Annotated in this window: 23 protein-coding genes and 1 other RNA gene; 18 read left to right on the top strand and 6 right to left on the bottom strand. The window is 55.2% G+C overall.

Annotated elements, in window-relative coordinates:
* Positions 1–32: 32 nt before the first annotated feature.
* The 3 genes from cas2 to JX360_RS05760 form a co-directional block, all read right to left on the bottom strand.
* Positions 33–311 (bottom strand): CRISPR-associated endonuclease Cas2, encoded by a 279-nt coding sequence (cas2, locus tag JX360_RS05750; protein WP_244349666.1) that lies wholly within the window; start codon positions 309–311, stop codon positions 33–35.
* The gene (gene cas1 / locus JX360_RS05755; RefSeq protein ID WP_244349672.1) at positions 311–1,321 is read right to left on the bottom strand and encodes a CRISPR-associated endonuclease Cas1; all 1,011 of its coding nucleotides are present in this window, start codon (positions 1,319–1,321) and stop codon (positions 311–313) included. Before cas1 ends, cas2 begins: the two co-directional genes overlap by 1 nt.
* A 200-nt stretch (positions 1,322–1,521) precedes the next feature.
* On the bottom strand, positions 1,522–2,964 hold the full coding sequence (locus tag JX360_RS05760) for a TIGR03985 family CRISPR-associated protein (RefSeq protein ID WP_244349674.1): 1,443 nt from the start codon (positions 2,962–2,964) through the stop codon (positions 1,522–1,524).
* A gap of 251 nt (positions 2,965–3,215) precedes the next feature.
* Here JX360_RS05760 and crn3 point away from each other — a divergent pair, with 251 nt between their 5' ends.
* The 18 genes from crn3 to JX360_RS05850 all read left to right on the top strand — a co-directional run bounded on the left by crn3 (position 3,216) and on the right by JX360_RS05850 (position 20,107).
* Positions 3,216–4,136 (top strand): CRISPR-associated ring nuclease Crn3/Csx3, encoded by a 921-nt coding sequence (gene crn3 / locus JX360_RS05765; protein ID WP_244349681.1) that lies wholly within the window; start codon positions 3,216–3,218, stop codon positions 4,134–4,136.
* Positions 4,137–4,362: 226 nt separating this feature from the next.
* Positions 4,363–5,517: a LabA-like NYN domain-containing protein gene (locus tag JX360_RS05770; RefSeq protein WP_244349682.1), complete on the top strand. Its 1,155-nt coding sequence runs from the start codon at positions 4,363–4,365 to the stop codon at positions 5,515–5,517.
* Between the two features lie 40 nt (positions 5,518–5,557).
* Complete coding sequence (locus JX360_RS05775) at positions 5,558–6,331, top strand: HD domain-containing protein (RefSeq protein WP_244349684.1); 774 nt, start codon at positions 5,558–5,560, stop codon at positions 6,329–6,331.
* A 166-nt stretch (positions 6,332–6,497) separates the two neighbouring features.
* Positions 6,498–6,704 carry a hypothetical protein gene (locus tag JX360_RS05780; protein WP_244349686.1) on the top strand — a complete coding sequence of 69 codons (207 nt, stop codon included), beginning with the start codon at positions 6,498–6,500 and terminating at the stop codon, positions 6,702–6,704.
* Positions 6,701–7,003, top strand: coding sequence for an acylphosphatase (locus JX360_RS05785; protein ID WP_244349687.1), 303 nt, complete (start codon positions 6,701–6,703; stop codon positions 7,001–7,003). The genes JX360_RS05780 and JX360_RS05785 overlap by 4 nt, the downstream gene beginning before the upstream one ends.
* A 175-nt stretch (positions 7,004–7,178) precedes the next feature.
* Positions 7,179–10,388, top strand: coding sequence for a PAS domain-containing sensor histidine kinase (locus JX360_RS05790; protein WP_244349688.1), 3,210 nt, complete (start codon positions 7,179–7,181; stop codon positions 10,386–10,388).
* An 85-nt stretch (positions 10,389–10,473) separates the two neighbouring features.
* Positions 10,474–12,147 carry an NAD+ synthase gene (locus JX360_RS05795; protein ID WP_244349689.1) on the top strand — a complete coding sequence of 558 codons (1,674 nt, stop codon included), beginning with the start codon at positions 10,474–10,476 and terminating at the stop codon, positions 12,145–12,147.
* A gap of 193 nt (positions 12,148–12,340) precedes the next feature.
* A complete protein-coding gene (gene ndhO / locus JX360_RS05800) occupies positions 12,341–12,559 on the top strand; it encodes an NAD(P)H-quinone oxidoreductase subunit O (RefSeq protein ID WP_244349690.1) in 219 nt (72 codons plus the stop codon).
* A gap of 57 nt (positions 12,560–12,616) precedes the next feature.
* Positions 12,617–13,483: a cell division protein FtsQ/DivIB gene (locus tag JX360_RS05805; protein WP_244349691.1), complete on the top strand. Its 867-nt coding sequence runs from the start codon at positions 12,617–12,619 to the stop codon at positions 13,481–13,483.
* 6 nt (positions 13,484–13,489) lie between these two features.
* Positions 13,490–14,227, top strand: a complete 738-nt coding sequence (locus JX360_RS05810) for an energy-coupling factor ABC transporter ATP-binding protein (protein ID WP_244349692.1) — start codon at positions 13,490–13,492, stop codon at positions 14,225–14,227.
* Between the two features lie 574 nt (positions 14,228–14,801).
* Positions 14,802–15,110: a carbon dioxide-concentrating mechanism protein CcmK gene (locus JX360_RS05815; protein ID WP_011430450.1), complete on the top strand. Its 309-nt coding sequence runs from the start codon at positions 14,802–14,804 to the stop codon at positions 15,108–15,110.
* Between the two features lie 137 nt (positions 15,111–15,247).
* The gene (locus JX360_RS05820; RefSeq protein WP_235277274.1) at positions 15,248–15,589 is read left to right on the top strand and encodes a carbon dioxide-concentrating mechanism protein CcmK; all 342 of its coding nucleotides are present in this window, start codon (positions 15,248–15,250) and stop codon (positions 15,587–15,589) included.
* Positions 15,589–15,888, top strand: a complete 300-nt coding sequence (gene ccmL / locus JX360_RS05825) for a beta-carboxysome shell vertex protein CcmL (protein WP_244349693.1) — start codon at positions 15,589–15,591, stop codon at positions 15,886–15,888. Before JX360_RS05820 ends, ccmL begins: the two co-directional genes overlap by 1 nt.
* A gap of 68 nt (positions 15,889–15,956) precedes the next feature.
* Entirely contained in the window at positions 15,957–17,933 is a 1,977-nt protein-coding gene (gene ccmM, locus JX360_RS05830; RefSeq protein WP_244349694.1) for a beta-carboxysome scaffolding protein CcmM, read from the top strand.
* 62 nt (positions 17,934–17,995) lie between these two features.
* Positions 17,996–18,649, top strand: a complete 654-nt coding sequence (ccmN, locus tag JX360_RS05835) for a beta-carboxysome scaffolding protein CcmN (RefSeq protein ID WP_244349695.1) — start codon at positions 17,996–17,998, stop codon at positions 18,647–18,649.
* Between the two features lie 25 nt (positions 18,650–18,674).
* The gene (gene ccmO / locus JX360_RS05840) at positions 18,675–19,391 is read left to right on the top strand and encodes a beta-carboxysome assembly protein CcmO (protein WP_244349696.1); all 717 of its coding nucleotides are present in this window, start codon (positions 18,675–18,677) and stop codon (positions 19,389–19,391) included.
* A gap of 119 nt (positions 19,392–19,510) precedes the next feature.
* An RNA gene (ffs, locus tag JX360_RS05845) (signal recognition particle sRNA small type) lies at positions 19,511–19,608 on the top strand.
* 94 nt (positions 19,609–19,702) lie between these two features.
* On the top strand, positions 19,703–20,107 hold the full coding sequence (locus tag JX360_RS05850) for a hypothetical protein (RefSeq protein WP_244349697.1): 405 nt from the start codon (positions 19,703–19,705) through the stop codon (positions 20,105–20,107).
* Positions 20,108–20,186: 79 nt separating this feature from the next.
* Here JX360_RS05850 and serS read toward each other — a convergent pair whose 3' ends face one another.
* From serS to JX360_RS05865, 3 genes are all read right to left on the bottom strand, one after another.
* Positions 20,187–21,494 (bottom strand): serine--tRNA ligase, encoded by a 1,308-nt coding sequence (gene serS / locus JX360_RS05855; protein WP_244349698.1) that lies wholly within the window; start codon positions 21,492–21,494, stop codon positions 20,187–20,189.
* Between the two features lie 19 nt (positions 21,495–21,513).
* Positions 21,514–22,506 carry a ketol-acid reductoisomerase gene (gene ilvC / locus JX360_RS05860; RefSeq protein WP_244349699.1) on the bottom strand — a complete coding sequence of 331 codons (993 nt, stop codon included), beginning with the start codon at positions 22,504–22,506 and terminating at the stop codon, positions 21,514–21,516.
* A gap of 112 nt (positions 22,507–22,618) precedes the next feature.
* Complete coding sequence (locus JX360_RS05865; RefSeq protein WP_244349700.1) at positions 22,619–24,019, bottom strand: glycosyltransferase family 2 protein; 1,401 nt, start codon at positions 24,017–24,019, stop codon at positions 22,619–22,621.
* Positions 24,020–24,161: the final 142 nt, after the last annotated feature.

Here is a 24,161-nt window from a genome sequence, read left to right on the forward strand (position 1 = left end):
AAATCCGGCACAAAACTTCACACTTTGCCCCGTCAGAAGATCACGTAATCGGGAGGTTCATAGGGAGGAGGCCCACCAAAAACCTTGGTCCGTTCCTTGGCAGTGGCATCTAGGGGATAAGCCCGCAAGCTGTCTTCCTCCAGGTTTAGCAATGGCAACCACAAGCGTTCCAACTTTCCCTCCAGATCGGCAGTTTGCAACGGGCACTCAAACACAGAATATTGCACCCGTTGGCAGTATTGCTCCAACCGCTTAGCCAGCTTTTGTCGGCGCTTATCGTCGACTACGTCGTAACAAACCAACCACAGCATTAGCGCAGCCCCATTGCTTCGTAATCCAGATCGCCACTGATTAGGCAACGGCTTAACCAGCGGGCTTGCTCCAGCACAATTTGACTCAGAGCTAAGCGGCGAGATTGAGGTGGATAGAACAACGGCTCCCGGAAGCGCCGTTCTAACTCCCCTAAGAACAGCTTCTTGGCTAGGGATCCCAGCCATATTCCCGTTCCATCCGGTGAGGGTTCAAAATCTTCTGGAGTGAGCAACTCCGCTTTGATCACCTGGATAACTGCCCAATCCACCACCAGGGGTCGGAATTCCTCCATCATGTCCAGAACCAAGTTGGGACGATAGGGCAGATTGGCATGGAAAAAGCCGAGATAGGGATCCAACCCAGCCATCACCACTGCTGAGAAAACCCGTGCCAGCAATACTCCATAGCCCCAACTGAGGAGTGCATTAATGGGGTCGAGGGGAGGCTGTCGGTTACGGCCAGTGAACTTCCAGGCAGGGGGAAAGTAATGGCGCAAGGATTGGTAATAGGTGCGGGCACAAATGCCCTCAAGTCCCATCAATGTTTCCCGTTCTAAGGGCGGTACAGAGCGATCCAACTGCTGAAGGTAGGCAGCAATTACATCAATCCCCTCCTGCAAGGGGGCAATTCGGCCACGGGTAGCACGGTTGCGCAGTTGCAGAATCGCCCGTTGGTTACGAATTTTGCCCCGGACGATTTTGCAAGCCCACTCCAACCCCCAAGGGGAATGAATCCTCTGGTATTGGGCCAGCCGAAGCTCCGGATAGGTGGAAAATGGCCCCTGCAAGCGCCCACGAAAGCTGCCATCAGCCCGCAGGAAAATGGTTTCAATACCCCGATCCAGTAACTCTGCCAAGGCCCCACTGCTCACTTGGATCCCGGGCAGGATCACCACCAGCTCGATCTCAGAGAGCCGACAAAGCCGTTCTTGGTTACGCCAACGGATGAGCAGAGCCTGGTTTCGGCACTGGACAACCGTTCCAGGCTCCGTTAGGTAGAGGGTGGTCATGGGGGGGAGTCGGCTCCTTTCCAAGCGGTTACAGGCTTGGCTTAGGGTTGCTTTTCCAGCAAACCTGCAATTGGAAGTCCCCTCTTCTTACATCCGTTGCCTCCGTTGAACAGTCTCCTGCCGGGATCGCGAGGGCTTGAGCAATCCGGTAGCCTAGCCTATGGCTCTGGAACTAAGGTCTGAGTTTTTTCTGAAGTTGCTCAAGTGAGAGGAAGGGGAGGGAATCGATAAAACTGACATTCCACCTCTGCTTCTTGTCTCATTTGTTCTCGATAGGCCAGTGGGGCAATTACTTCCCCATTGGATCGCCAGTCCCGTAAACGCATGGTCAGGTTGGTATCTCCCACGCGCACGTAGGCGCGGAAATAGCGATCGGTTTTGGGTCGATGCTGGAGAACTTGCAAAATGTATTCCTGCTCTTTGGGATCGGTTATCTCTTTTTTCACCAAAGCTGGGATCCGTTCATAGGCAATGGGCTTAAAAGTGGGATGTCGTTCTGTGTTATCGACATAACGGCGGGCAAAGTCTGGCGGGAATCGCAGGATGAGTAAAGCTTTAGGTAAATAAAAGTCGGATCCCCAAGCGGCCTCCCATTCCGTTTGGACATCTTCTGGGCTAGGGAGTTGATTCCGTTGTTTGAGGGCCATGAGTTCTGGAGGAATCATGGGATCCGACCAGGGAACAATCGACAAGAGCGGAGACTGGATCCGATCCAAGCGAAAATTGTACCAACCTATTTTTCTTGCTCCGGCTGGATGATGCAGTTCTGAGGAAGCTAGACTGGGTCGCTCGCCGAAGGCAGTTAGATACTTGGCGCGACGGGCGTAAAACAGGCAGACCGGATAGGTGAGGATGGAACGGATCCCCTGTTGGCGGGTGGCGTAGTCAAAGCGAATCATCCCCGGTTCTGGGTTGGCCCAAAGGGTTTCAAGTTGGTTGTGATATTCATCCACCTGTTCTTGTTGTTCGGGGGACAAAATATACTCAAACTGAACAAAGATCCGCTGCTGAAGCGCTTTATGTTTTCCCCAGATCTCACTTAACAGGATTTCTACATTGGGATGGACAAAAGCAACATCATTGAGGATGTGATAAATCTTTTGCAGCTGATGATCAGACAAGGGAAGGGAGGCGGTTGATGGCAGGGGTTGGGGATGATCTCCTAGTGCTCGGCGGCGAAAGTTGGCTCGACTTGTGGAGTTGGCTTGAATCTGTTGGATCCAGCCCTGATCCTTGAGGAAGTCTAGTTCTTTGCGCAGGGTACGGTGGGTTTTTTGAAAGGGGCGGCTGAGCAGGAGGGTTTCCAGATCCGGGATTTCCGATTTCAAGGCAGCCAGCAGGTTGGGATCCGTCAACCAGAAGCTAAGGGGCCGCCGGCAAATACAACTGGCTTCTGGACAAGGTAGGGATGAAGGGATCCCTGAGTTGACCTCCGGATCTTGCTTGGGATGCCGGGGTGAGAACAGTTGATCCCGGATGTGGGCATAGCCAAAGGTTTCCGGTAGCTCTTGCCATTGTTGCTCGCCGTACAAACAATGCAGCAGCACCCATAGTCGCACGGCTCGCTCCAACCGCCCGGCCAGTTGCCCGCCTGCTAGCCAGCGCAGGATTTCGAGGGTTAAAGGCAGCTCAAACTGGCTCATTCTGGTTCACGCTCCTAACCTGAGGAGAGAAATCTGCCGCTTGACCACCCGGATGCGGGTTGGAAAGCCCTGCTTCCAATTGTCTCCATACTGGGGGTGTTCTTTGATTTTTTCACTTTTTCCTTTTTCTACTTATGTCTCCTATACGGCTTCATTTGCGTTTTGAACATTTGGATCATTCGGATAGAGGAGAACTCCATTTCCCTTGCAATGTCTCCGGTACCCTGTTGGAAGGGGGATTATCGTTTCAAGTGATTGAGATTGAACTCACTCGACCGGATCGGTTGATGTTCCCCGTGGATTTACAAACTCTGAAGCTGCCTGACCATCTGAATCCTCGGCTGGGGGTGGTTTTGACGGGGCGGGCTCCGATTTGGCTGTACGGTTGGCTGGTGCATGAATGTCATTTCACCCGTTGGGTTGCCTGTTATGACCCCCGCCTGGGAGCGGTGGTGGTCTCTAGCCATAGCCCGGAAGTGCGGGTGGGGGAGATCATCCCTTGGATGGAGGGGAAATGGAAGCCACAGCAGCTGGCGGCTCTGGACAGGGATCCAAGGGATAGCAAGCCGACTGAGGAGGGGATCCCTGCACCCCCATCTGGGTTAGCAGCGGCGGTGATGGTGGCGGGGCCGCCAAATAGTGGCAAAAGCCGTCTTGCCCATGCCCTTTTCCATGCTCTGTTGCCGGAGTACCCCGGTATCTATCTGCAACGTGCCCATTGGGATGGGGAAGGGAATTGGACTCTGGATTTACCACCGGAACAAGCCAAGGCTCTGAAGCAGCGGCACCGAGGCCGTTTAACCCCTGAGTTTTTTGGGTTTCATGCCCAGGCCATTCTCAATCTGCGGCGGCAAAAGAGCCTGGTGATTGTGGATGTGGGGGGTCAGGTGGATCCCCACAAGCAGCCGTTGCTGGAAGCCTGCTCCCATTATGTGCTGGTCAGCCGGGATCCAGAAGCCATTCCACCTTGGCGGGAGTTTTGTCAAGACCGAGGCAATTTGCGCGGTCTGGCCATTCTGCACACTTCCCCTCAGGGGCCTCTGCCTGTCGGCCATCAACCTGTTCGTTTCAGCGGGACGGAGTTCCCCTTGCAGCTGCACTGGATTCCTGGCACTGCTTTGCCCGAAGAACTGGTGCAAGCGGTGCGCCGCCTTATTCCCAGAATGAACTAGGTTTTGACCCTTGAGGATGCCGTCCCGCTAACGGGAATGGAAGGGATCCCTTCCAATAGCCTCTACAACTGGGGGTGCAGAGGGTTTGAATCGACTTCCCATCGTAGGTATTCGGATATTGGGATTCAGGCCCGTTGCACAGACGTTATGCAGGTTACACAGACGTTGTATGTCAACCCTACAGGAAGTGAAATAAACCCAATCTAAACCCTAGGAGAGTGGCGGTATGAGAAGAGCGATACAGTCCCATGAGGCCTGGATTTGGGGAGGATCCCTGGTATTAACGGTGCTGACGCGACAGATAGCCTTTGGGCTAGTGCCGCTGGCCCTGGCTCATGGGCGATGGCAACGGCAGCAATGGGAACAGCGACTGGTGGAGCACTCCAATCGCTGGGAACAACAGTGGGAACGGTGGCTGGTGGAGCACTCCAATCGCTGGGAACAACAGTGGCGAATTCAGCAACACCAGATCTTCCAGCGGGTTGAACAGCATCTTCAGTCGGTGCAGCCCACTCCTGCTCCCCTGGTCCATTCGCCGCAGCCGGCGGTGGATGCGCAGGTAACGCAGCTTTTGGCGGAGGTGGGATCCCTGGCGGAGCAGGTCAAGCAGCTCCAGGAACAACCCCGTTCTCATCTCTCTATACAGCAGCAGATGGCTCCGCTGGTGCAACGTCTTCACCTCTTGCAAGAGGATTGGCAGCGACTCAAACTCCAAGCTCTACCGCATCTGGAGGAGACCCAGCAGCAGTTGCAGAAACAACTGAACCAAGTCCAATCCCAGATTGACAAGTTCCAGCAACAGCTGGAAAAGCTCCAGCAACAGCAGGCCGCTGTTTCGTCACAACCCTGCCAGGACTCCATCCCGCCAAGGCGAGCAGGGGTCGGGGTATTTATTGACGGAGCTAACCTGCATGCCAGTGCCCGCGACTTGGGGGTATCCCTGGATTACGAATCGCTGATTCCACGTCTGTTGGGATCCTCAGCCAAGAGGGCGCAGATCCACTTCTACAGCGGATGGGATCCCAAAGATCCACAGCAAAAAGCCTTTCACGAGTACCTAGAGCAGCTAGGGTTCCATCTGCACCGGAAACCAGTGGTTCACTTCGCCAATGGAGGCAGCAAGGCCAACATGGATGGGGAAATGATCGTGGATATGTTGGTGAGTCGGTATGGGCGGGTGATTCTCCTCAGCGGAGACGGAGATTTTCTCCGAGCGCTCCAGCATTTGCAGTCCCAAGGGGTTCAGGTTGAGGTGGCGGCTTTTGGACAGCATACCCAGTGGGAGATGAGGCGCCAGTTTCCCTTTGTGGAGCTTTCCCGCATGCTGGACAGGGGGCGGGAGGTGATCCCTCTCCCGGCTAAGCAGGTCCCCTCTGCTTAATTAATAAATTTCTTGCTTGAAAGGACTAGGAGGACTAATCATGTTGTCGAATGCTCAGGAGGGCCGTCAGGAGGGATCCCTTCAACCCGTTGCACCCGCGTTGCAAAGCAACAGCGCAACGCCGCCACGCTGCGGCCCCCGGTTTGCCCGAGCCCTGACTTATGCTCACCAGCTGCACCACACCCAAGTCCGTAAGGGCAGTGGGATCCCCTACTTAAGTCATCTGCTGGCAGTCGCTGCCACCGCTCTGGAACATGGGGCAGATGAGGATGAGGCGATTGCCGCTTTGCTCCATGACAGCTTGGAGGATGGCCCCCGCAATACCGGGATCCCACGCTCTCAGATTGAGCAGCAGCTCTCGGATCAGTTTGGGGATAAGGTTTTACAGATTGTGTTGGGGTGTACTGACACCAATAGCGATTCCAGTGCCAAGGAACCGCAAGAGCAATGCTCCCCTGACGGAGAAGCAGAAACGCAGGGGGATCCGAGGACTACGTCCCGCTTACGCGAACAGGAGAGCTGGTGGGTGCGCAAAGAAGCCTATCTGCAGCATTTGGAGCAGTTGGTCAGGGAAGACGCTCACCCGTTGGCCAGCTCTATCCTGCTGGTGGCCAATGCAGACAAGCTGCACAATGCCCGTTCGATTTTGCGGGATTGGCAGCAACTGGGGGATGCGGTGTGGGAGCGCTTCAGCGCCGGTAAACAGGGATCCCTGTGGTACTACCGCCGTTTGGCTGAGATTTTCATGCAGCGACCTTCTCCCTTGGCTAGGGAATTGCAGCAGACGGTTCAGACTCTACTGCAGGCTGCTTAGGTTGCTTTGGGTTTCTAAATCATCCAAATCCAGAGCCTCTGGATCCCAGGGTTTCGGTGAGCCTGGAAACTCAAGGGATCCGGCATCTGCTAAGGTGCATGGGGGTTGAGTTCTCCGGCACAAGCGTTATTGCTACGCAACGCTTTGCGAATGTGAGGTGATGTTCATGTCTCCCGTGCTGTGGCAAGCGATTGGGTATGCCTGTGGGATTTCGCTGGGAATCCTGGTGTTAGCAGGCTTGGTGAATCTTCTCATGCGGCGCTTGGAGCAGCAGCCTGAATCCTCTCGCGTTAGCGGGACGGAGTCCTCATCCCTTGAAGCTCAATCCGCTCCAGAATCTTCCAACACATCTGAAGGATCCCAGTCGGCATGAGCGACAAGGTACGGGTTCATGTTTGGGTGCGGGGACGGGTACAGGGGGTGGGGTTTCGTGCCTACACTGAGGCGATGGCCCGCAAGGTAGGAGTGCAGGGGTGGGTGCGTAATTTGCGGGATGGGCGAGTAGAAGCGGTTTTTGAGGGATCCCCATCGGCAGTGGAGGCAATGGTAGCCTGGTGTGAACAGGGTAGTCCTGGTTCTAAGGTGGAGTCCCTAGAGCGACGTTCGGAAGCACCTGAGGATCTAGAAGGCTTCCAGATTCGTCCCACACCACAAGAGCAAGAGGGGAGCTAAATTGCGCTTTCTTCCCTGTTAATTGGGCGAGCGAGAGATAAGCTTGTGACCTAAAAAACAGAGATAAGCTTATGACCTAAAAAACATCGCTCAGGATGAAAATGATACATACTATCAAGGGGTAGCTATCCCTCTCAACATTCTAATGCTGCTGGTGAAAACATAGGGGATCCTGATGCTGACTGGGTTTGATGCACTCCTAGAGAATGCCCCCATCGGGATCTTTCGTCTGGATTTGGAGGGGCGGTGTCTATTTGCGAACTCTAAGCTAGCGGAGATCTACGGATATCGTTCCACAGCGCAGCTGATTCGCCACCTAACGGATTTTGGGCATCGGTTTTATCTGCAAGCCTCCACCCGCAGCCAAACTTTGCAAGAACTGCTGCAAGCCAATCCACAACCTTCCCCATCCCCCCACGAGTTTCAAATCCGCAACAGACAAGGCCAAACCCTGTGGGTGCGAGAGCAGATTTATGTGGTTCGAAGTAAAGCTGGAGATCCGCTTTGTTTTGAAGGGTATGTAGAGGATATTACGGCACAGAAAGAAACTGAACAAGCTCTTGCAGACAGCCAGGCCCGTTACCAAAGCCTGATTTGGGCTATTCCTGAGGTGTTGGTCATTCTCAGTCAAGACGGGGAATATCTAGAGCTGACCTATCCGCCAGAAAATGCCCACCTCACCTCGATTCCACTACAAGATTTTCAAGGTCAATCTGTACGGGATTTGTTTACACAAGACGTTGCTGATTTATTACAAAGGCTGATTGCTCGCTGTTTGGCCACTGGATCCCGACAAACTCTAGAATATCCCGTCACCACCCTCAATGGAGAACCCCGCCACCGAGAAATTCGCATGGTGCCCTACGGATCAGACCGTGTCCTAGGTTTGATCCGAGATATCACCGATCGCAAACAAATAGAGTTGGCGCTCTTAGAAAGTCAGCAGCGGTTTTGGGGCATTGTGGAGTCCTGTAACTTGGGCATTTCCCTGATTTCTCTGGAGGCGGAAGCCAAGCCGCACGGCATGAACCCAGCCCTCAGCGAGATTACGGGGTATTCTGCAGAGGAACTGAGAACTTTACCTCTAGAAGCCTATATCCCTGATCCAGCCGATGTCGAGACTCTGAAAATCTTTTGGCAGGAATTGGTCAACGGTCAGCGTAGCCACTATGAACTAGAGCATCGCTGCATCCGAAAAGACAACCAAGTCATCTGGGTGAAGTCTCAGGTATATGTGGTCAAGGATGAGAATAAACAGCCGCTGTTCGCAGTTTCTTTCCTGGATGATATCAGCGATCGCAAACACATTAAGTCTGATCTCGAGAAAACCAAAAATCAACTGGAAGGCATCTTCAATTTCTGTGGGCAGGGAATTGCCCTGATGAACTTTGATCCCAATCCTCAGTACCTCAGTCTAAATCCAGCGATGGCGGAGATTACAGGATACAACGAGGAAGACTGGCTAAACTTAAAGATACAGGATTACACTCCTCATGCCGAAGATCAAGAGCGGGGACAAATCCTTTGGGAAGAGTTAATTTCTGGGTACATCAATAACTATGAATACGAAAAAATTATTCGACGCAAAGACGGCAAAGAAATTTGGGTTCATCTGCAGCTATTTGCAGTGCGATCTCAACAAGGGGATCCCCTGTTTATCTTGTCTTTTTTAGAAGATATCTCAGAGCGAAAAAAGGCAGAAATTCAATTGCGAAGCAGTCTGGAAGATTTGGCACGGAGTGAAGCCCGTTATCGTGCCCTGTATGAAGCAATCCCCGATATGCTGTTACAAGTGGATCGGCAAGGGTTAATCTTGTCCTACAAGCCCCCACGCGGATTTTCCACGGTCTACGAGAGTGATTGCTACCTCAATCGCTATGTTCGAGATCTTTTTCCAGAACACTGGACAGTCTATTTTAGCTCGTTGCTAGAGCAGGCGTTTCAAACGGGACAGGTTCAAGTAGTGGAATATCCACTGCCTCAGCTTTCTCAGGGGAAGATACCGGAATACCGAGAAGCCCGTCTGCTGTCGTTTGGACCGGATGATGCCATTGTATTGGTGCGAGATATCACCCTGCGTAAGCGGTTGGAAGCAATGCAACAGGCCCGTGAAGCTGAGTTACAAGCCCTGGTACAGAAACGGACGCAGGATCTGGAGCGCAGCTTAGAGTTCGAGTCAATCCTGCGTCGGCTCACCCATCAAATGCGCGAAACGCTGGATGAAAGCACTATTTTGCAGACGGTGGTGCAAGAGTTAGGTACTTTTTTAAGAGTAATCTTTTGTGATATAGGTCTTTACGATAAGCGCAGAACTTATTCACAGATCAGCTACGAATATACGACTCTGGAGACTCCTGGAATTGGCGATCGGATCTGGATGCAAGACTTTCCCTTTATTTACGAGCAGCTGTGGCGAGGCTGGAGTTTTCAATTGTGCGACCTCGATCGAACTAGGGATCCCGAAATTTCTCCTCCGTACCTCACGAAGCTGGCTTGCCCAATTGCCGATGATCAGGGCATTCTTGGCGATCTGTGGTTAGCACGACCGATATCGGAAAGCTTTAGTGAATGGGAAATTCATTTGGTGCAGCAAATGGCAGCACAGTGTGCCATTGCCATCCGCCAAGCCAGACTTTACCTCAGCAGCCAAGCCCAGGTGACCGAGCTGAAAAAGCTCAATCAGCTGAAGGATAACTTTCTCGCTACGGTCTCTCATGAGCTGTGCACTCCCCTGACCAATATCAGTCTCTCCATCCGCATGCTAAAGTTGAGTGCCAGAACGGCTCCTCTGGATCCGAAGCAGGTTCATTACATCGAGGTATTGGAGCAGGAATGCGAACGGGAGATTTCCCTAATCAATGATTTTCTGGAACTCCAGAAACTGGATAATCATGCCCCTAGACTCCGTCAAGAGCGACTGTACCTGCCTACGTACTTAGACCCCCTGATTCAGGAGTTTCGACAACACATGCAAAATCGGCAGCAAGACTTCCAAGTACATTGGGATCCCCGCTTGCCCTTTCTGCAAACGGATCCCCGCCTGTTGGAACGAGTGGTTAGGGAACTTCTCACCAATGCCAGCAAATTTACCCCGGCAGGAGGGCAAATTTTCCTAGAAGCTCTTGCTCTGGATTCTGATGGATCTGATGAATTGGAATTGCGATTTACCAATACGGGAGTTGAGATCCCGATTGAGCAGCAGGAATCTATCTTTGAGCGGTTTTATCGCATTTCGCAGCCGGATCCCTGGAAACACGGGGGGACAGGTCTGGGATTAGCCTTAGCCAGGGAGATCGCCAACCATCTGGGGGGGGCTTTGCGAGTGGAGAGTGCCACTCATCAGACTACCTTTATCCTCAGCTTGCCCATCACGGGATCCTGTTGACGATCCTGTCGGGGTCACTTATGGTGAAATCTACCATATTAAGCGCCCACTGTTCTGGGAAAGGAGGTGGGTGCAGGGGGACGGGGTGAAAGTAGCACTGTTGCAACTGAACTATACCGTGGGGGATTTGAGCGGGAATGCTGAGCGGATCCGTCAGGCAGTGCAGGAAGTAGCGGCGGCAGGAGCTGAGTTGGCTGTTACCTCTGAGCTGGCGCTGCTGGGGTATCCCCCTCGAGATTTGTTACTTTACCCAGCCTTAATCCTCAAGGCCGACCAAATCCTGGATCGTTTAGCTAAAGACTTAGCGGGAAGCATCCCGGTTGTGGTGGGATCCGTACTGCCCAACCCAATTCCCGCAGGTCGTCCTCTTTACAATGCAGCGGCTTGGCTGGAACAAGGTCAGATCCGCCATTGGTTCCAAAAATCCCTGCTACCCACCTACGATGTTTTTGACGAAGATCGCTATTTCGAACCGGGATCCCAATCCCAACCGTTTCCCTACCGGGGATACCGCTTGGGCTTCACCATTTGTGAGGATGTTTGGAACGACCGCGATTTTTGGCAACACCGTCGTTACCATCGGGATCCGGTCGAACAGATGGCCCAATCGGGTGCTGATCTCCTGATTAACCTCTCGGCTTCCCCCTTTAGTCTGGGCAAACAAAAGCTGCGGGTGGAGATGCTGGGATCCCTGGCTCGCAAGCACGCTTTGCCGATCCTCTACGTGAACCAGGTGGGGGGCAATGATGACTTGATCTTTGATGGAGCCAGTTGTGCCCTGGATCGCTCAGGGCAAGTTGTGGCCCAGGCTGCTGCCTTTCAACCGGATCATCTCATCCTGGATTTGGCTGAACTCACCCAATCCCAGGGATCCCCCTCCATCGCGGCAATGCCCACTGGCTGGCCTGTGGAGCCGGAAGCCCAACTTTACGAAGCCTTGGTGCTGGGTACCCGCGACTATGTCAGCAAATGTGGATTTCAGTCGGTGCTGTTGGGGTTATCTGGGGGGATCGACTCCGCCGTTACGGCAGTCATTGCTGCTGCCGCCCTTGGGCCAGAACAGGTGTTGGGAGTGCTGATGCCTTCCCCCTACTCCAGCCCAGGCAGCCTAGAAGATGCCTATCAACTGGCCGAGAATCTGGGGATCCCCACCCTGAAGTTGCCAATTCAATCTGTGATGGATAGCTACCGCGACCTCTTGGCGGAGACCTTTGCCGGACTGCCCCCCGATATTACCGAAGAAAACCTGCAATCCCGCATTCGCGGCACAATCCTGATGGCATTGTCCAATAAGTTTCGGCGGCTGCTGCTCACCACCGGCAACAAATCGGAGCTGGCGGTGGGCTACTGCACCATCTACGGAGATATGTCCGGTGGACTGGCGGTGATTTCTGATGTGCCCAAAACCTGGGTTTATCGGCTGGCCCATTGGATCAACCGACAACAGGAGCGGATCCCACGCTCTACCTTAACCAAGCCCCCTTCCGCGGAGCTGCGGCCCGAGCAACAGGATAGCGATAGCCTACCCCCCTACGAGATTCTGGACGGGATCCTGCAGCGACACATCGAACAGCACCAATCAGGCCCGGAGTTGGTGGCGCAAGGGTATGATCCGGAGACGGTACAGCGGGTTTTGAGGTTGGTAGAAATCGCCGAGTTTAAGCGACACCAAGCCCCCCCTGGCTTACGAATCACGGATCGGGCCTTTGGAACCGGCTGGCGCATGCCGATTGCCAAGCGCAGTGAGGGCATTCACTGACATCCTCCCAACACCGAATCAAAGATTATGGCGTGGGATTCCCAATTCAACCCGTAAATTCTAGAGACGCACCAAAGGATGAAGGATCCCGTGTTTTTTTGAAATTCTCCATCGCAGCAGGAACAGACATGATACAACTGCTAATCGAATGCTAATTGAACCAGTCACCCAACGTTCTGCTTGAGGAGGAGCTATGGCGATTAAACGGGGAAGCTTAGTACGAGCCGTCCGCGAACACTTGGAAGGGAGCCTAGAAGCCCAAGCCAGTGATGCCTTCATCCCCAACTACGTCTTCGAGACCGCTGGAGAGGTGGTGGATATGAAAGACGACTACCTGCAGATCAAGTTTGGTGTTGTCCCTACCCCCACCATTTGGCTGCGGGTAGATCAAGTGGAGGAGATTGGTGGCTGAATTAGGAGCATTCACAGCTCCACATCTCCACAGCAATGGCTGGGTTGAGGTGGTTTGATGGTTCCTCTGGCTCCTCCCACACGCGAACAACTGTTGCAGCGCCGCCGACTTCTCCGTCAGCAACGGCGTGGTCGGTTTTGGCAAGGGTCCTGGCGACTGACCAGTTCAATGGCTGTCCTGGCGGTGCTGGTGCTGGGGCTACGACAGCCCTACTGGCAGATCCGCCAGCCAGAACAGATCCAGGTAGAAGGTACCGATTGGGTGGATCCCGATTGGGTGCGCTCCCAGTTGCCGTTGCGCTATCCGCTCGATATTTGGCAGGTGCAACCTGTTGCTCTAGAAGAGGCCCTGCTCGGATCTCCGACTCAACCTTCTCCTATCAAAAGTGTTCAGGTGCGGCGACGGCTGCTGCCGGTAGGTGTGATCGTCCAGATTCGAGAACGACAACCAGTGGCGCGAGCGATGCGGGCCGATCAACTGGGTTTGGTGGATCTTGAAGGCAACTGGCTGGCCCTCAACTTTTTTCAGGATTTTCAAAAAAATAGTGCTCTTGGTAGTACTGCCGATCGTTCCACCCGTCCTCTGCCCCAGTTGGAATTACTGGGTTGGGAGAGCCATACCCCGGAGCAATGGGCGCTTTTGCTTAACACTCTGCAGCAGTCTCACATTCCGATCGAGGCGGTGGATTGGCAAGGGGGCGAGGGGATCACCTTGCGCACCGAGCTGGGGAATGTCTACCTAGGACCCATTTCCGACCGATTGGCGCTACAAATTCAAACCCTCAACCAAATGCGGGATCTGCGCCGTTACTGTGACTGCACCCCTGAAGAAATTATCCACATTGATCTGACCAGTCCCACTGTCCCTACCTTGCAACTCACCCCTAGCGCCAGCCAAGAGCGTTGGCAGCTAGAGCTGCCCTAAACCCCTATGAACGTTCCGCCCCCCCCTGAAGTGGCAGTGGATGCCAAGCAGTTGTGGATGGCTTACCCCGGTCATCCACCCGTGTTGCAAGGGATCGATCTGCAGGTCAAGGTTGGGGAGCATCTGGGGGTGATTGGCCCGAATGGCGTGGGTAAGACTACCCTGTTCCTCACCCTCTGTGGTCTGTTGCCGATTCACTCTGGCCACGTGACCGTGTTGGGGCAGCCGCTTGTGCCAGGGGAGTTTCGCCCGGAAGTGGGGTTGGTGTTTCAGGATCCCAATGATCAACTGTTTGCCCCTACTGTTGCCGAAGATGTGGCCTTCGGATTGCGCAACTTGGGTGGTTCGGAACAGGAGATCGCCGCTGGCGTTCAGGCAGCGCTCCACCACACCGGTACCCTACACTTGGCCGAGCGCCCTCCCCATCAGCTTTCGGGTGGTGAAAAACGCATGGTGGCGATTGCCGGGATCCTGGCAATGCGACCGCAACTGGTTCTTTACGATGAGCCGACCGCCAACTTGGATCTGCGAGCGCGACGGCGACTGATTCAGTTTCTGCACCACACTCCGCAAACGCTGCTGCTGGCTTCCCACGATCTGGAACTGGTTCTGGAGGTGTGCGACCGGGTGATTCTGCTGGATCAGGGCCGGATTTGGGCAGCGGGATCCCCAACCGCAGTGATGAGCAACCCGGATTTGATGGCAGCCCATGGCTTGGAGGTACCCCACTCCCTACGCCGTTAAACGGTCGGGATCAGGTGAGCCTATTGGTAACACAGCCCTTTGATGCTGGGTAGAGACCAGGAAATGTCGGCTTTCGAGCACAATGTTTGTGTCCCTGACCGATCATGAGCCAGTGCGCTTGGGAACGATGCCATACGAGATGCCCTGCGAAGGGACTCGCGAAAGAGCTGCAATGTCAAGAATTATTTTTTAATTGATAGTAATTTAGTCTCTCTTAATAAAAAGCTATCAAGCTAATTAAAAATATTGATTTTTGTTCAGGATCAATTGGGGATATCATTTTGTTAAGTCGGAGAACCTTCCTCTGGGTCATCCTGATCGATTTTGTATGATCAGTTTTATGGGAGATTGATGCAAGAAAGACATGGATTGTCTCTCAGAGTTAGTGCCTTTGCCCTCCTGGTGGTCGGTCGAGGTTTAGCCAAGATGGCCTTTTGAGCAAGGTTTGGGCAGAAATTCCGCTCTGACGAGATCGCATAAGCGAACCCAATAAGCGAGATAAATTTGCCTCATTGCTTGGTTTTGCGACGTTCAGGAACTCAATGTCCAAAAATGGAGAAAATGGAGAGTTGATATGCCTATCGCAGTAGGAATGATCGAAACCCGCGGGTTTCCGGCAGTGGTGGAAGCTGCCGATGCCATGGTGAAGGCAGCTCGCGTTACCTTGGTGGGTTACGAAAAAATCGGCAGTGGCCGGGTCACGGTGATCGTGCGGGGTGATGTCTCGGAAGTGCAGGCTTCGGTGGCCGCTGGTTTGGAGTCGGCCAAGCGGGTGAGTGGTGGCGAGATTCTGTCTCACCACATCATTGCCCGTCCCCACGAAAACTTAGAGTTTGTCTTGCCCATTCGCTACACCGAAGCGGTCGAGCAGTTCCGTACCTAAGGGTTGGATGTCCTCAGGGATCCCTGGGGTGATGCAAACACTTGGTAACGGTAATACGGCAATGGGGCTAGGCTCCGCAGTTTTGGTGTTGAGTCCACATTCGCACCCTACCCTCGCATTTCAGCAAAGGAGTACATATGGCTATTGCAGTCGGCATGATTGAAACCTTGGGCTTTCCCGCAGTGGTGGAGGCCGCCGATGCCATGGTGAAGGCAGCTCGTGTCACCTTGGTGGGCTACGAAAAAATCAGCAGTGGCCGGGTCACGGTAATCGTGCGCGGTGATGTCTCGGAAGTGCAGGCTTCGGTGTCTGCCGGGATCGACTCTGTGAAGCGGGTCAATGGCGGTCAACTGCTCTCCTGGCACATCATCGCCCGTCCCCACGAAAACTTGGAGTATGTTCTTCCGATTCGGTATACGGAAGATGTGGCCCAGTTCCGCGAAGGGGTAAATGCCATCCGTCCCTTCACCCGTCCCTGATGCGTATCGCCATCGTCCGGGGCACCGTCACCAGCACCCAGAAGGATCCCAGCCTGACGGGCGTTAAGTTTCTGTTGGTGCAGTACGTCGATCTGCAGGGGCAGCCGCAACCGGACTACGCAGTGGCCGCCGATCCTGTGGGGGCCGGAACCGACGAGTGGGTACTGGTCAGCCAGGGCAGTGCTGCCCGCCAGCCGCAGGGGAATGAAGCTCGCCCTCTGGATGCGGTGGTCATGGCGATTATCGATACGGTTAGCGTCAGTGGGCGCTCCCTTTACAACAAGCGAGATCAGCGCTAGCCCCACTTTAACGATTTCCCACTTTTTTCGATTCACTTCCCCCAGATACGCTCTCGAGGCTCTTGGATATGCCTGTACGTACCTATGCTGCGCCGCCGACCCCTTGGTCTCGTGAATTGGCGGAACCCGATATCGACCCCTCTGCTTATGTGCATTCCTTCTCCAATTTGATTGGGGATGTGCGGGTGGAAGCGCAGGTGCTGATTGCGCCGGGCACTTCCATCCGAGCTGACGAGGGATCCCCTTTTCACATTGGCGAGGGATCCAACGTTCAAGATGGGGTGGTGATCCATGGCCTCGAGCAGGGACGGGTTGTTGGGGAAGATGGCAAGCCCTACTCTGTCTGGATCGGGAAGAATACCTCCATCGCTCACATGTCCCTGATTCATGGGCCAGCCTATGTGGGTAATAACTGCTTTATCGGCTTTCGCTCGACAGTATTTAACGCCCGGGTCGGGGATGGCTGCATCGTTATGTTGCACTGTCTGATTCAGGATGTAGAAATCCCCCCTGGCAAATATGTGCCCTCCGGCTCGATCATCACCACCCAAGCAGAAGCCGACCGACTGCCCAATGTCCAGGACAGCGATGCCAAGTTTGCCCAGCATGTGATCGGTATTAACCAGGCGTTGCGGGAGGGTTACCAATGCAGCGAAAACCTGGTCTGTATTGCCCCGATCCGCAACGAACTGCAATCGAGCACCCATAAAACGGCTACGGAGACTGCAACCATGACCTATTCCTCCCATCGCGCCAACGGCTGGAACGGCGGTGGATCCCATCTCAAGCCTGAGGTGGTGGAACAAATTCGCGCCCTATTGGCCCAGGGCTATCGAGTTGGCCTTGAATATGCCGATGCTCGCCGCTTCCGTACCTCCTCCTGGCAAAGTGAAAGCCCGATCACCAGTACCCGCGAAGCTGAGGTGATGCAGTCGTTGGGGGCAATTCTGGCCGAGCACCAGGGGGAATATGTGCGCCTGTTGGGGATCGATCCGAAGGCCAAACGGCGGGTCTTGGAGCAGATTATCCAAACGCCCGATGGCCCTGCCCAAGTGGCTGGAGGATCAGCTCGGATCCCGTCAGCCCCTGGCGCAAGTGCTGCACCGGCTATCCCTTCCGGCGAGGGTCTAAACCTAGAAGATCAGATCCGATCCCTGTTGGCACAGGGGTATCGAGTCGGGCTAGAAGCCGCCGATGCCCGTCGTTACCGTACCTCCTCCTGGCAAACGTTGGGTAACCTGAGTGGCCAACCCCGCGAGATTCTCGCTGCCATCCAAGCCGCTCTAGCGGAGCACTCAGGGAAATATGTGCGGTTGCTGGGGATTGATCCCAAGGCCAAACGGCGGGTTCTGGAGCAGGTGATTCAAACCCCGCAAGGGCAGGTGAGTCACAGTTCTGCTGGTGGAGGCAAGGCTGCTGGGGCTGCGTCTGGAGGAAGGACCGCTGGGTTAGAGCTGGGGCTGCAGGAGGAAGTTCATCGTCTCTTGGCCCAGGGTTATCGCATCGGCTATGAATACGCGGATGAACGTCGCTTTAAGACCTCATCTTGGAAGAGTGGCCCCACCATTCGCGCCACCCGTGGGCCGGAGGTGCTGGCCAAGTTGACCGCAGCATTGGCGGAACACAGCGGCGAGTATGTGCGCCTGATTGGCATCGACCCCAAGGCCAAAAAACGGGTCTTTGAGAAGATTGTTCAAACACCCCACCGCTCGCCCTCGATGGCAGGATCCCCCTCCACCCCCATCGCCCCATCTTCTACCAGTGCCTCCACCCCCTCCTCCACCCGTCTTGATGCCGAAGTCTTGACACAGGTACAACAGCTACTCGGCCAAGGCTATCGCATCGGTACCGAACACGCGGATAAGCGTCGATTCCGCACCTCCTCTTGGCAAAGCTGTAGCCCCATCGAAGCAACCCAGATCCCTCAGGTGGTGGCGGCTCTAGAAGCCTGTCTAGAGGAGCATCGGGGCGAATATGTGCGCCTGTTGGGCATTGATCCCAAGGCCAAGCGGCGGGTGTTGGAGCAGATCATCCAAACCCCCTAAGGGATCCCTTCCGTAGTTAACCTGTTGGGCTTGAGCCCGACCCCCTAGCGATGAGGAGCATCTTGGCCTCTACTCTGCCAAATCTGTGGACGCTTATCGCCTTGCCCAGCCAAGTCAGCGAAACCCGCTATTTCGTCAGTGGTGAGGTGCATATCGAGCCTGGGGCGGGAATCGGGGCAGGAGTGCTGTTGCGAGCCAATCCCGGCTGTCGCATCCAGATTGGGCGGGGAGTCTGTATTGGCATGGGATCCATCCTGCATGCCCAGGGAGGAACCTTGATCATCGAGGCGGGGGCAACTTTGGGAACGGGAGTCTTGGTCATCGGGCAGGGCACCATTGGCAGCAATGCCTGTATCGGCTCCGAAACCACCCTTCTGAACTGCTCCATTCTCAAGCAACAGGTGATTCCTCCCGGCTCTTTAATTGGGGATCCCACCTATTCCGCAGCGGCAAACACCAGCGACTCTACCCAGGCAGAAGAACCTGCGCAGGCAGCAGTATCCCCAGAATCTGTGCCACCGCCACCCCCCGATTCTCCGGTGGCTAATGTAGAGAAGCAAACCCGTCGCTGGCAGGAATCCGCTCAGCAAGCTGAAGAAAAGCTCCGCCCCATGAAGCTCCGGAAACTGAACGGGATCCCGGGGCACTCGGAGCTGGATCGGCTCTTGGGCAAGATTTACCCCCATCGACAGGCGCTCTCCTCCAACGATAGCTAGACTGGCATGAGTAAGTAGGATGCCGATGTCAACCTCTCTGGGCCTGATTCAGACACGCAGCTTCCCGGTGATCGTGCGCATTGCCGATGCCATGACCAAATCAGCCGGGGTGACTCTGATCGGCTTCGAGAAAACCTCCGGGGGCTACTGTACCGCGATCGTGCGGGGGGGCATTGCCGATGTGCGGATTGCCATCGAAGAGGGGATCGAGCTGGCCCGTCATTTCGACCAGGAGGAGCTCTCCAGTTTGGTGATCCCGCGTCCGCTGCCCAATTTGGAGGTGGTGCTGCCAATTAGCAACAAGCTTTCCCAACTGGCGCAAAATCGCGGTTATAGCCGCCTCAGCAACTTGGCGGTGGGCCTGCTAGAAACACGGGGTTTCCCGGCCATGGTCGGGGCTGCCGATACGATGTTGAAAACCGCCGATGTGCAACTGGCCGCCTATGAAACGATTGGGGATGGCCTTTGTACGGCAATTATACGGGGCACAGTAGCCAATGTGGCGATTGCCATCGATGCTGGCATGTACGAAGCGGAGCGCATCGGAGAATTGCACGCGATTGCGGTGATTCCGCGCCCCCTCGACGAGCTGGAACAAGCCCTGCCTGTGGCCAGCTGTTTTGTGGCTCAGCCCGTCAGCTTGCCGGTGGCCATTCCCCAGGCCCAAGAACAAGAGGTTCAACGCAGCGATACAGCTGTGGAGCGGATCCCCGTTTATCTGGAACCGCCTGAGACCCCCTGAATTTGCAAATAGACTGGTGTTGGGTATTTCCTCCCGCCCCTAAGCCCCAGTCTGACCCCCAAGAAAGAAACGGGATCCCCACCCAACAGCCGGACGGGAAAAGTGCTAGGGTAATTGAAGACCTGGGTCCGTGCGGCTCCGACGCCCAAACCGTGTCAGGATCGGAAGGTAGCAGCACCACGGGATGCTTTGAGCAGGCGCGTCAACCCGGGTCGCCCATTATCACTCAGTCTCTCGCTGCGCTGGGTGAGTTGGTTTTTTATTCCGTTTTTTCTAAGTCCATCCACCATTGCACTGGCAACACACCACGCATGGCTGAGACAGACAATCCCATTGCCAATTTTGCCCAGAAAGCCTTCTATCTCGGCATGGGTTTGGCCGCTGTGGCGGCAGACAATGCTGCAAAAGTAGCAGGTAAGGCGGGCAGCCGTCTGTTTGAGTTGCGTAAGCAAGCCCAGGCCTTGTTGGATGAGTTGGTGGAGCGAGGAGCCATGAGCGCTGAAGAGGCGCGCGCATTTATGGACACCATGGCTGCCAATGCCAACCGCAAAGGGGAACCGGGACAAGGCAGTGGCCCTCGCAGGATCAGCATTGATGACATTGGCGACGAAGCCGATGAGGCTGGCACCGCCATCGAGCTTTCGGAAGCAGCCCGCCTACGACAGCAAATTGCAGAATTGCAGGCGGAGTTGGATCGCATCAAGGGCAAGTCTTGAGTCCAAGAGGTGACCAAGGTAGGGTTAGATTTATCTTCGGATCCCGCCGGATTGGCCAAGACTGGATAGGGAAGAGGAATCAGGGGGTTGGGATCAGGATTCCGTCCTTTGAGAGAAAGCGGGGGCTTAAGAAAGGCTGCAATGCCTTGGGAATGCGAATCGAGCCATCCGGCAGCTGGTGATTTTCCAACAGAGCCGCCAACGATCTTCCCACCGCCAGCCCAGAACCATTCAGGGTATGGACAAACTGAGTTCCCTTTTGGCCGGTTTCTTTGCAGCGCAAATTGGCCCGTCGGGCCTGAAAATCCCAGCAATTGGAGCAACTGGAGATTTCGCGGTACTGATTTTGGGAGGGGAACCACACTTCCAGATCGAAGCAACGCGCTGCTGAAAATCCCAAGTCCCCCGTGCACAGCTCCACAACGCGGTAGGGCAACTCCAGCATCTGTAAAATGGCCTCGGCATCCTGTACCAGCTTCTCGTGCTCCACTTCCGATTGATCCGGGTGGGTCACCTTGACCATCTCCACCTTTTGGAACTGGTGCAACCGGATTAGGCCCTTGGTATCGCGGCCATAGCTACCGGCCTCGCGGCGAAAGCAGGGGGTATAGGCACAGAAATAAAGGGGCAGTTGCTCGGCGGGAATCACTTCGTCCCGGTACAGGTTGGTGAGGGGAACTTCCGCCGTCGGGATCAACCAAAGATCATCCTCTGCACAGCGAAAGCTATCTTCGGCAAACTTGGGCAACTGCCCAGTTCCCTGCAGAGCAGCGCTGTTGACCAAAAAGGGGGGGATCACCTCGGTATAGCCGGCTTCAATATGGCGATCCAACATCATGGCAATCAAGGCCCGTTCCAGGGCTGCCCCCGCCCCGATCATGGCGACAAAGCGGCTTTGGGCTACCTTGACAGCACGACCGAAGTCCAGTAAACCCCATTTCTCAGCGATTTCATCATGGGGTAAGACGCTATGGGTTGGCTTCAACTCATCTCCCCAGCAACGGATTTCCCGGTTTTCGCTTTCATCTTGGCCGATGGGCACGATGGGCAGGGGCAAATTGGGCAGCGTGAGCAATTGCAACTGAATCTGCTCCTCCAGCTGCCGTTCCTGCTGCTCCAGTTGAGCAATCTCAGCTTTGAGATCCACCCCCCGCTGCCGCAGGGCTGCCACCTCGGATCCCTGGGGATCCGCCCCTTGGCGGATGATCTCACCCACTTTTTTGCCGATGCTGTTACTTTCTGCTTGCAGGGATCCCCGCCGGGTTTCCAACTGTCGCCGTTGCCGATCCAAATTGAGGATCCCGTCCAGATCCACAGTTGCTCGCCGGTTTCGGAGAGCTTGGTGTACATATTCGGGGTGATCCCGCAGCAGCTTCAGATCCAGCACAAAAATTGCCCATCTCTGCCTATTTCTTCAGCCAGCTAAACATGGCCCGCAGCTCCTTGCCCACCTTTTCGATGGGATGTTCGGCTTCGCGGCGACGCATGGCAGTAAATCCGGGTTTGCCCGCTTGGTTTTCCAGCACGAATTCACGGGCAAATTGTCCGGTTTGGATCTCGGCCAGGATCCGTTTCATTTCAGCACGGGTTTCGTCGGTAACAATGCGGGGGCCACGAGTATAGTCGCCGTACTCAGCGGTGTTGGAGATGCTGTGGCGCATTTTTTCCAAGCCACCTTCGACGATTAGATCCACGATCAGCTTCACCTCATGCAGGCACTCAAAGTAGGCCAATTCCGGCTGATAACCGGCATCCACCAAGGTTTCAAAACCCGCCTTAATCAAGGCTGTGAGGCCACCACAGAGTACCACCTGTTCCCCAAACAGGTCAGTTTCGGTCTCTTCCCGGAAGCTGGTTTCCAAAATGCCGGCTCGCGTACCGCCAATTCCTTTGGCATAGGCCATGGCCCGATCCCGTGCCATTCCAGAAGCATCTTGATGCACGGCAAATAGACAGGGTACCCCTTCGCCAGCTTGGTAGGTGCGGCGCACCAGATGTCCGGGGCCTTTTGGCGCCACCATGATCACATCCACATCCGCCGGGGGCTGAATTTGTCCAAAGTGAATGTTAAACCCATGGGCAAACAACAGGACCTTGCCCGCTTGCAGGTGGGGACGGATCTCGCTGTTAAAAATGGCCTTCTGAACTTCGTCCGGCAGCAGAATCATCACCCAGTCGGCGGCAGCAGCAGCATCAGCCACGGACTTGACGATCAACCCATCGGCTTCTGCTTTCGGCCAGGAGGGGCTACCGGGATACAAACCGACGATGACCTTGACACCGCTGTCGTGCAAGTTGAGGGCATGGGCATGGCCTTGGCTGCCGTAACCGATGATGGCAACGGTTTTGTCGGCCAAAAGCTCCAAATTGGCGTCGGTGTCGTAGTAAAGGCGTGCCATAGTCGGGCCGTAGTATCGGTATGGTGTTTGATTTGCGCTTGATGCGCTTGACTAGGATAACAGGATCCAAGGGATCCCTTGACAGAATCTCCAGATCTTCTCCAAACCTCCTCTAGACCGCTCCGTGGTGAACCGTTTTCACCCACTTCAGCCGTTTGGGCTGCACACACATCCGCGCCGTTGTAGCAATCATAACCGGGAGCCAGTGCAGCATGTAGACCAAACCCAGTGCGGTGCGCCACCACAGTTGTCGTCCTTGTAGGCCCTCCACTTGGCGTAGCCCGCGATAAAAGGCCACCGTCAAGCAGCCCATGACCAGGGCATTTAGGGGTAAAAGCACCGAGGAATGACCCGTGAACAACACCCAGAGGGTATCGGGCACCAGAGCCATCGGCAACAGGTACTGAGAAATGAAAAAGGCCCACAGATCCAGGGTTTTGGCCACCCCCATGCGGCGACTGAGGATCCCTGGCCAATAATCGAGGTAGCGTTGGTAGCCCCCTTCCGCCCAGCGGCAGCGTTGGTGCCAGAGGCTTTGCCAGGAGGTCACCCCTTCTTCGGCAATGGCTGGCTCCATCAGAAAGGCAATATCTACACCCGCCAAGTGCAGCTTGAAGGTTAAATCCAGGTCGTCGGTCAGGGTGCCTTCGTTCCAGCCCCCGCATTTTTCCAGCACATCCCGCCGTATCAGTTGGCCATTGCCCCGCAGCTCACCAATGCCTCTAACGGCTACCCGCTGTTGTTGCAAGTAACTGTCGGAGGCCATTTCCGCCACCTGCCCCCTTGTCCAAAAGTTGATCCCTGCGTTGCTGATAGCCTTGCGTACCTGTACCGCACCCACCGCGCGCCGACTGGCCCGTTGAGTTTGGGCAAACAATGGCAGGGTACGGGTGAGAAAATCCGACGGCACCACGGAGTCGGCATCGCACACCAAGAGGATCTCCGCTTGGGTGAAGGGCAGTACTTCATTGAGAGCACCGGATTTCCCCCCACCGCGCCCCGGCTGCCGAGGGTAAACCCGCAGATGCGGGATCCGCGTTTGGGCTTCCCGCAGAATATCGGGGGTGGTGTCGCTGCTGTCGTCGTCAATGGCCCACAGTTCCAGGTGACTGGTGGGGTACTGAAGCTGAGCCAGGCTGTCGAGTAGGCGGGGGAGTACTGCACTTTCGTTCTTGGCCGGGATCAGCACAGCCACGCGGGGTAAGGCTGGCAACTTTGCCTCAGAGGACTCAGCTTCGGGATCCAGCTCTTGTTGGGGATCCCAGCTCAGGGGGGGTGGAGGGGCGGGCGGCTGCAGACGAAACAGTCGATTGATATGGATCACCATCAAGGTGGCGAGGCCAATGGTGAACCAGCGCGCCACTGGAAGCAGATGCATCAAGCTGACCAATCCCCACACCAGCACCAACACCAACAGGGCTTTGAGGCGACGGCGCTGGGCTGTTGTCAGGAGCCAGTCGGGGAGATGCAGATCCTCAAGGGGTTCAGGCTCTGACCAAACGAACTCAGACATGGGGATCCATCTCGTGGGTGAACAACTTTGCCCAGCCCCGACTGTCTAACTCAGGCAGGCGAAGGCTGTTACTTATTGTCACCTATTGTTTCCACAGGCTAAGCAGGAATGGCAAATTTTGGATCCCTGCGGGAATTGTGAG

This window comes from Thermostichus vulcanus str. 'Rupite' (assembly GCF_022848905.1).
Lineage (GTDB): Bacteria > Cyanobacteriota > Cyanobacteriia > Thermostichales > Thermostichaceae > Thermostichus > Thermostichus vulcanus_A.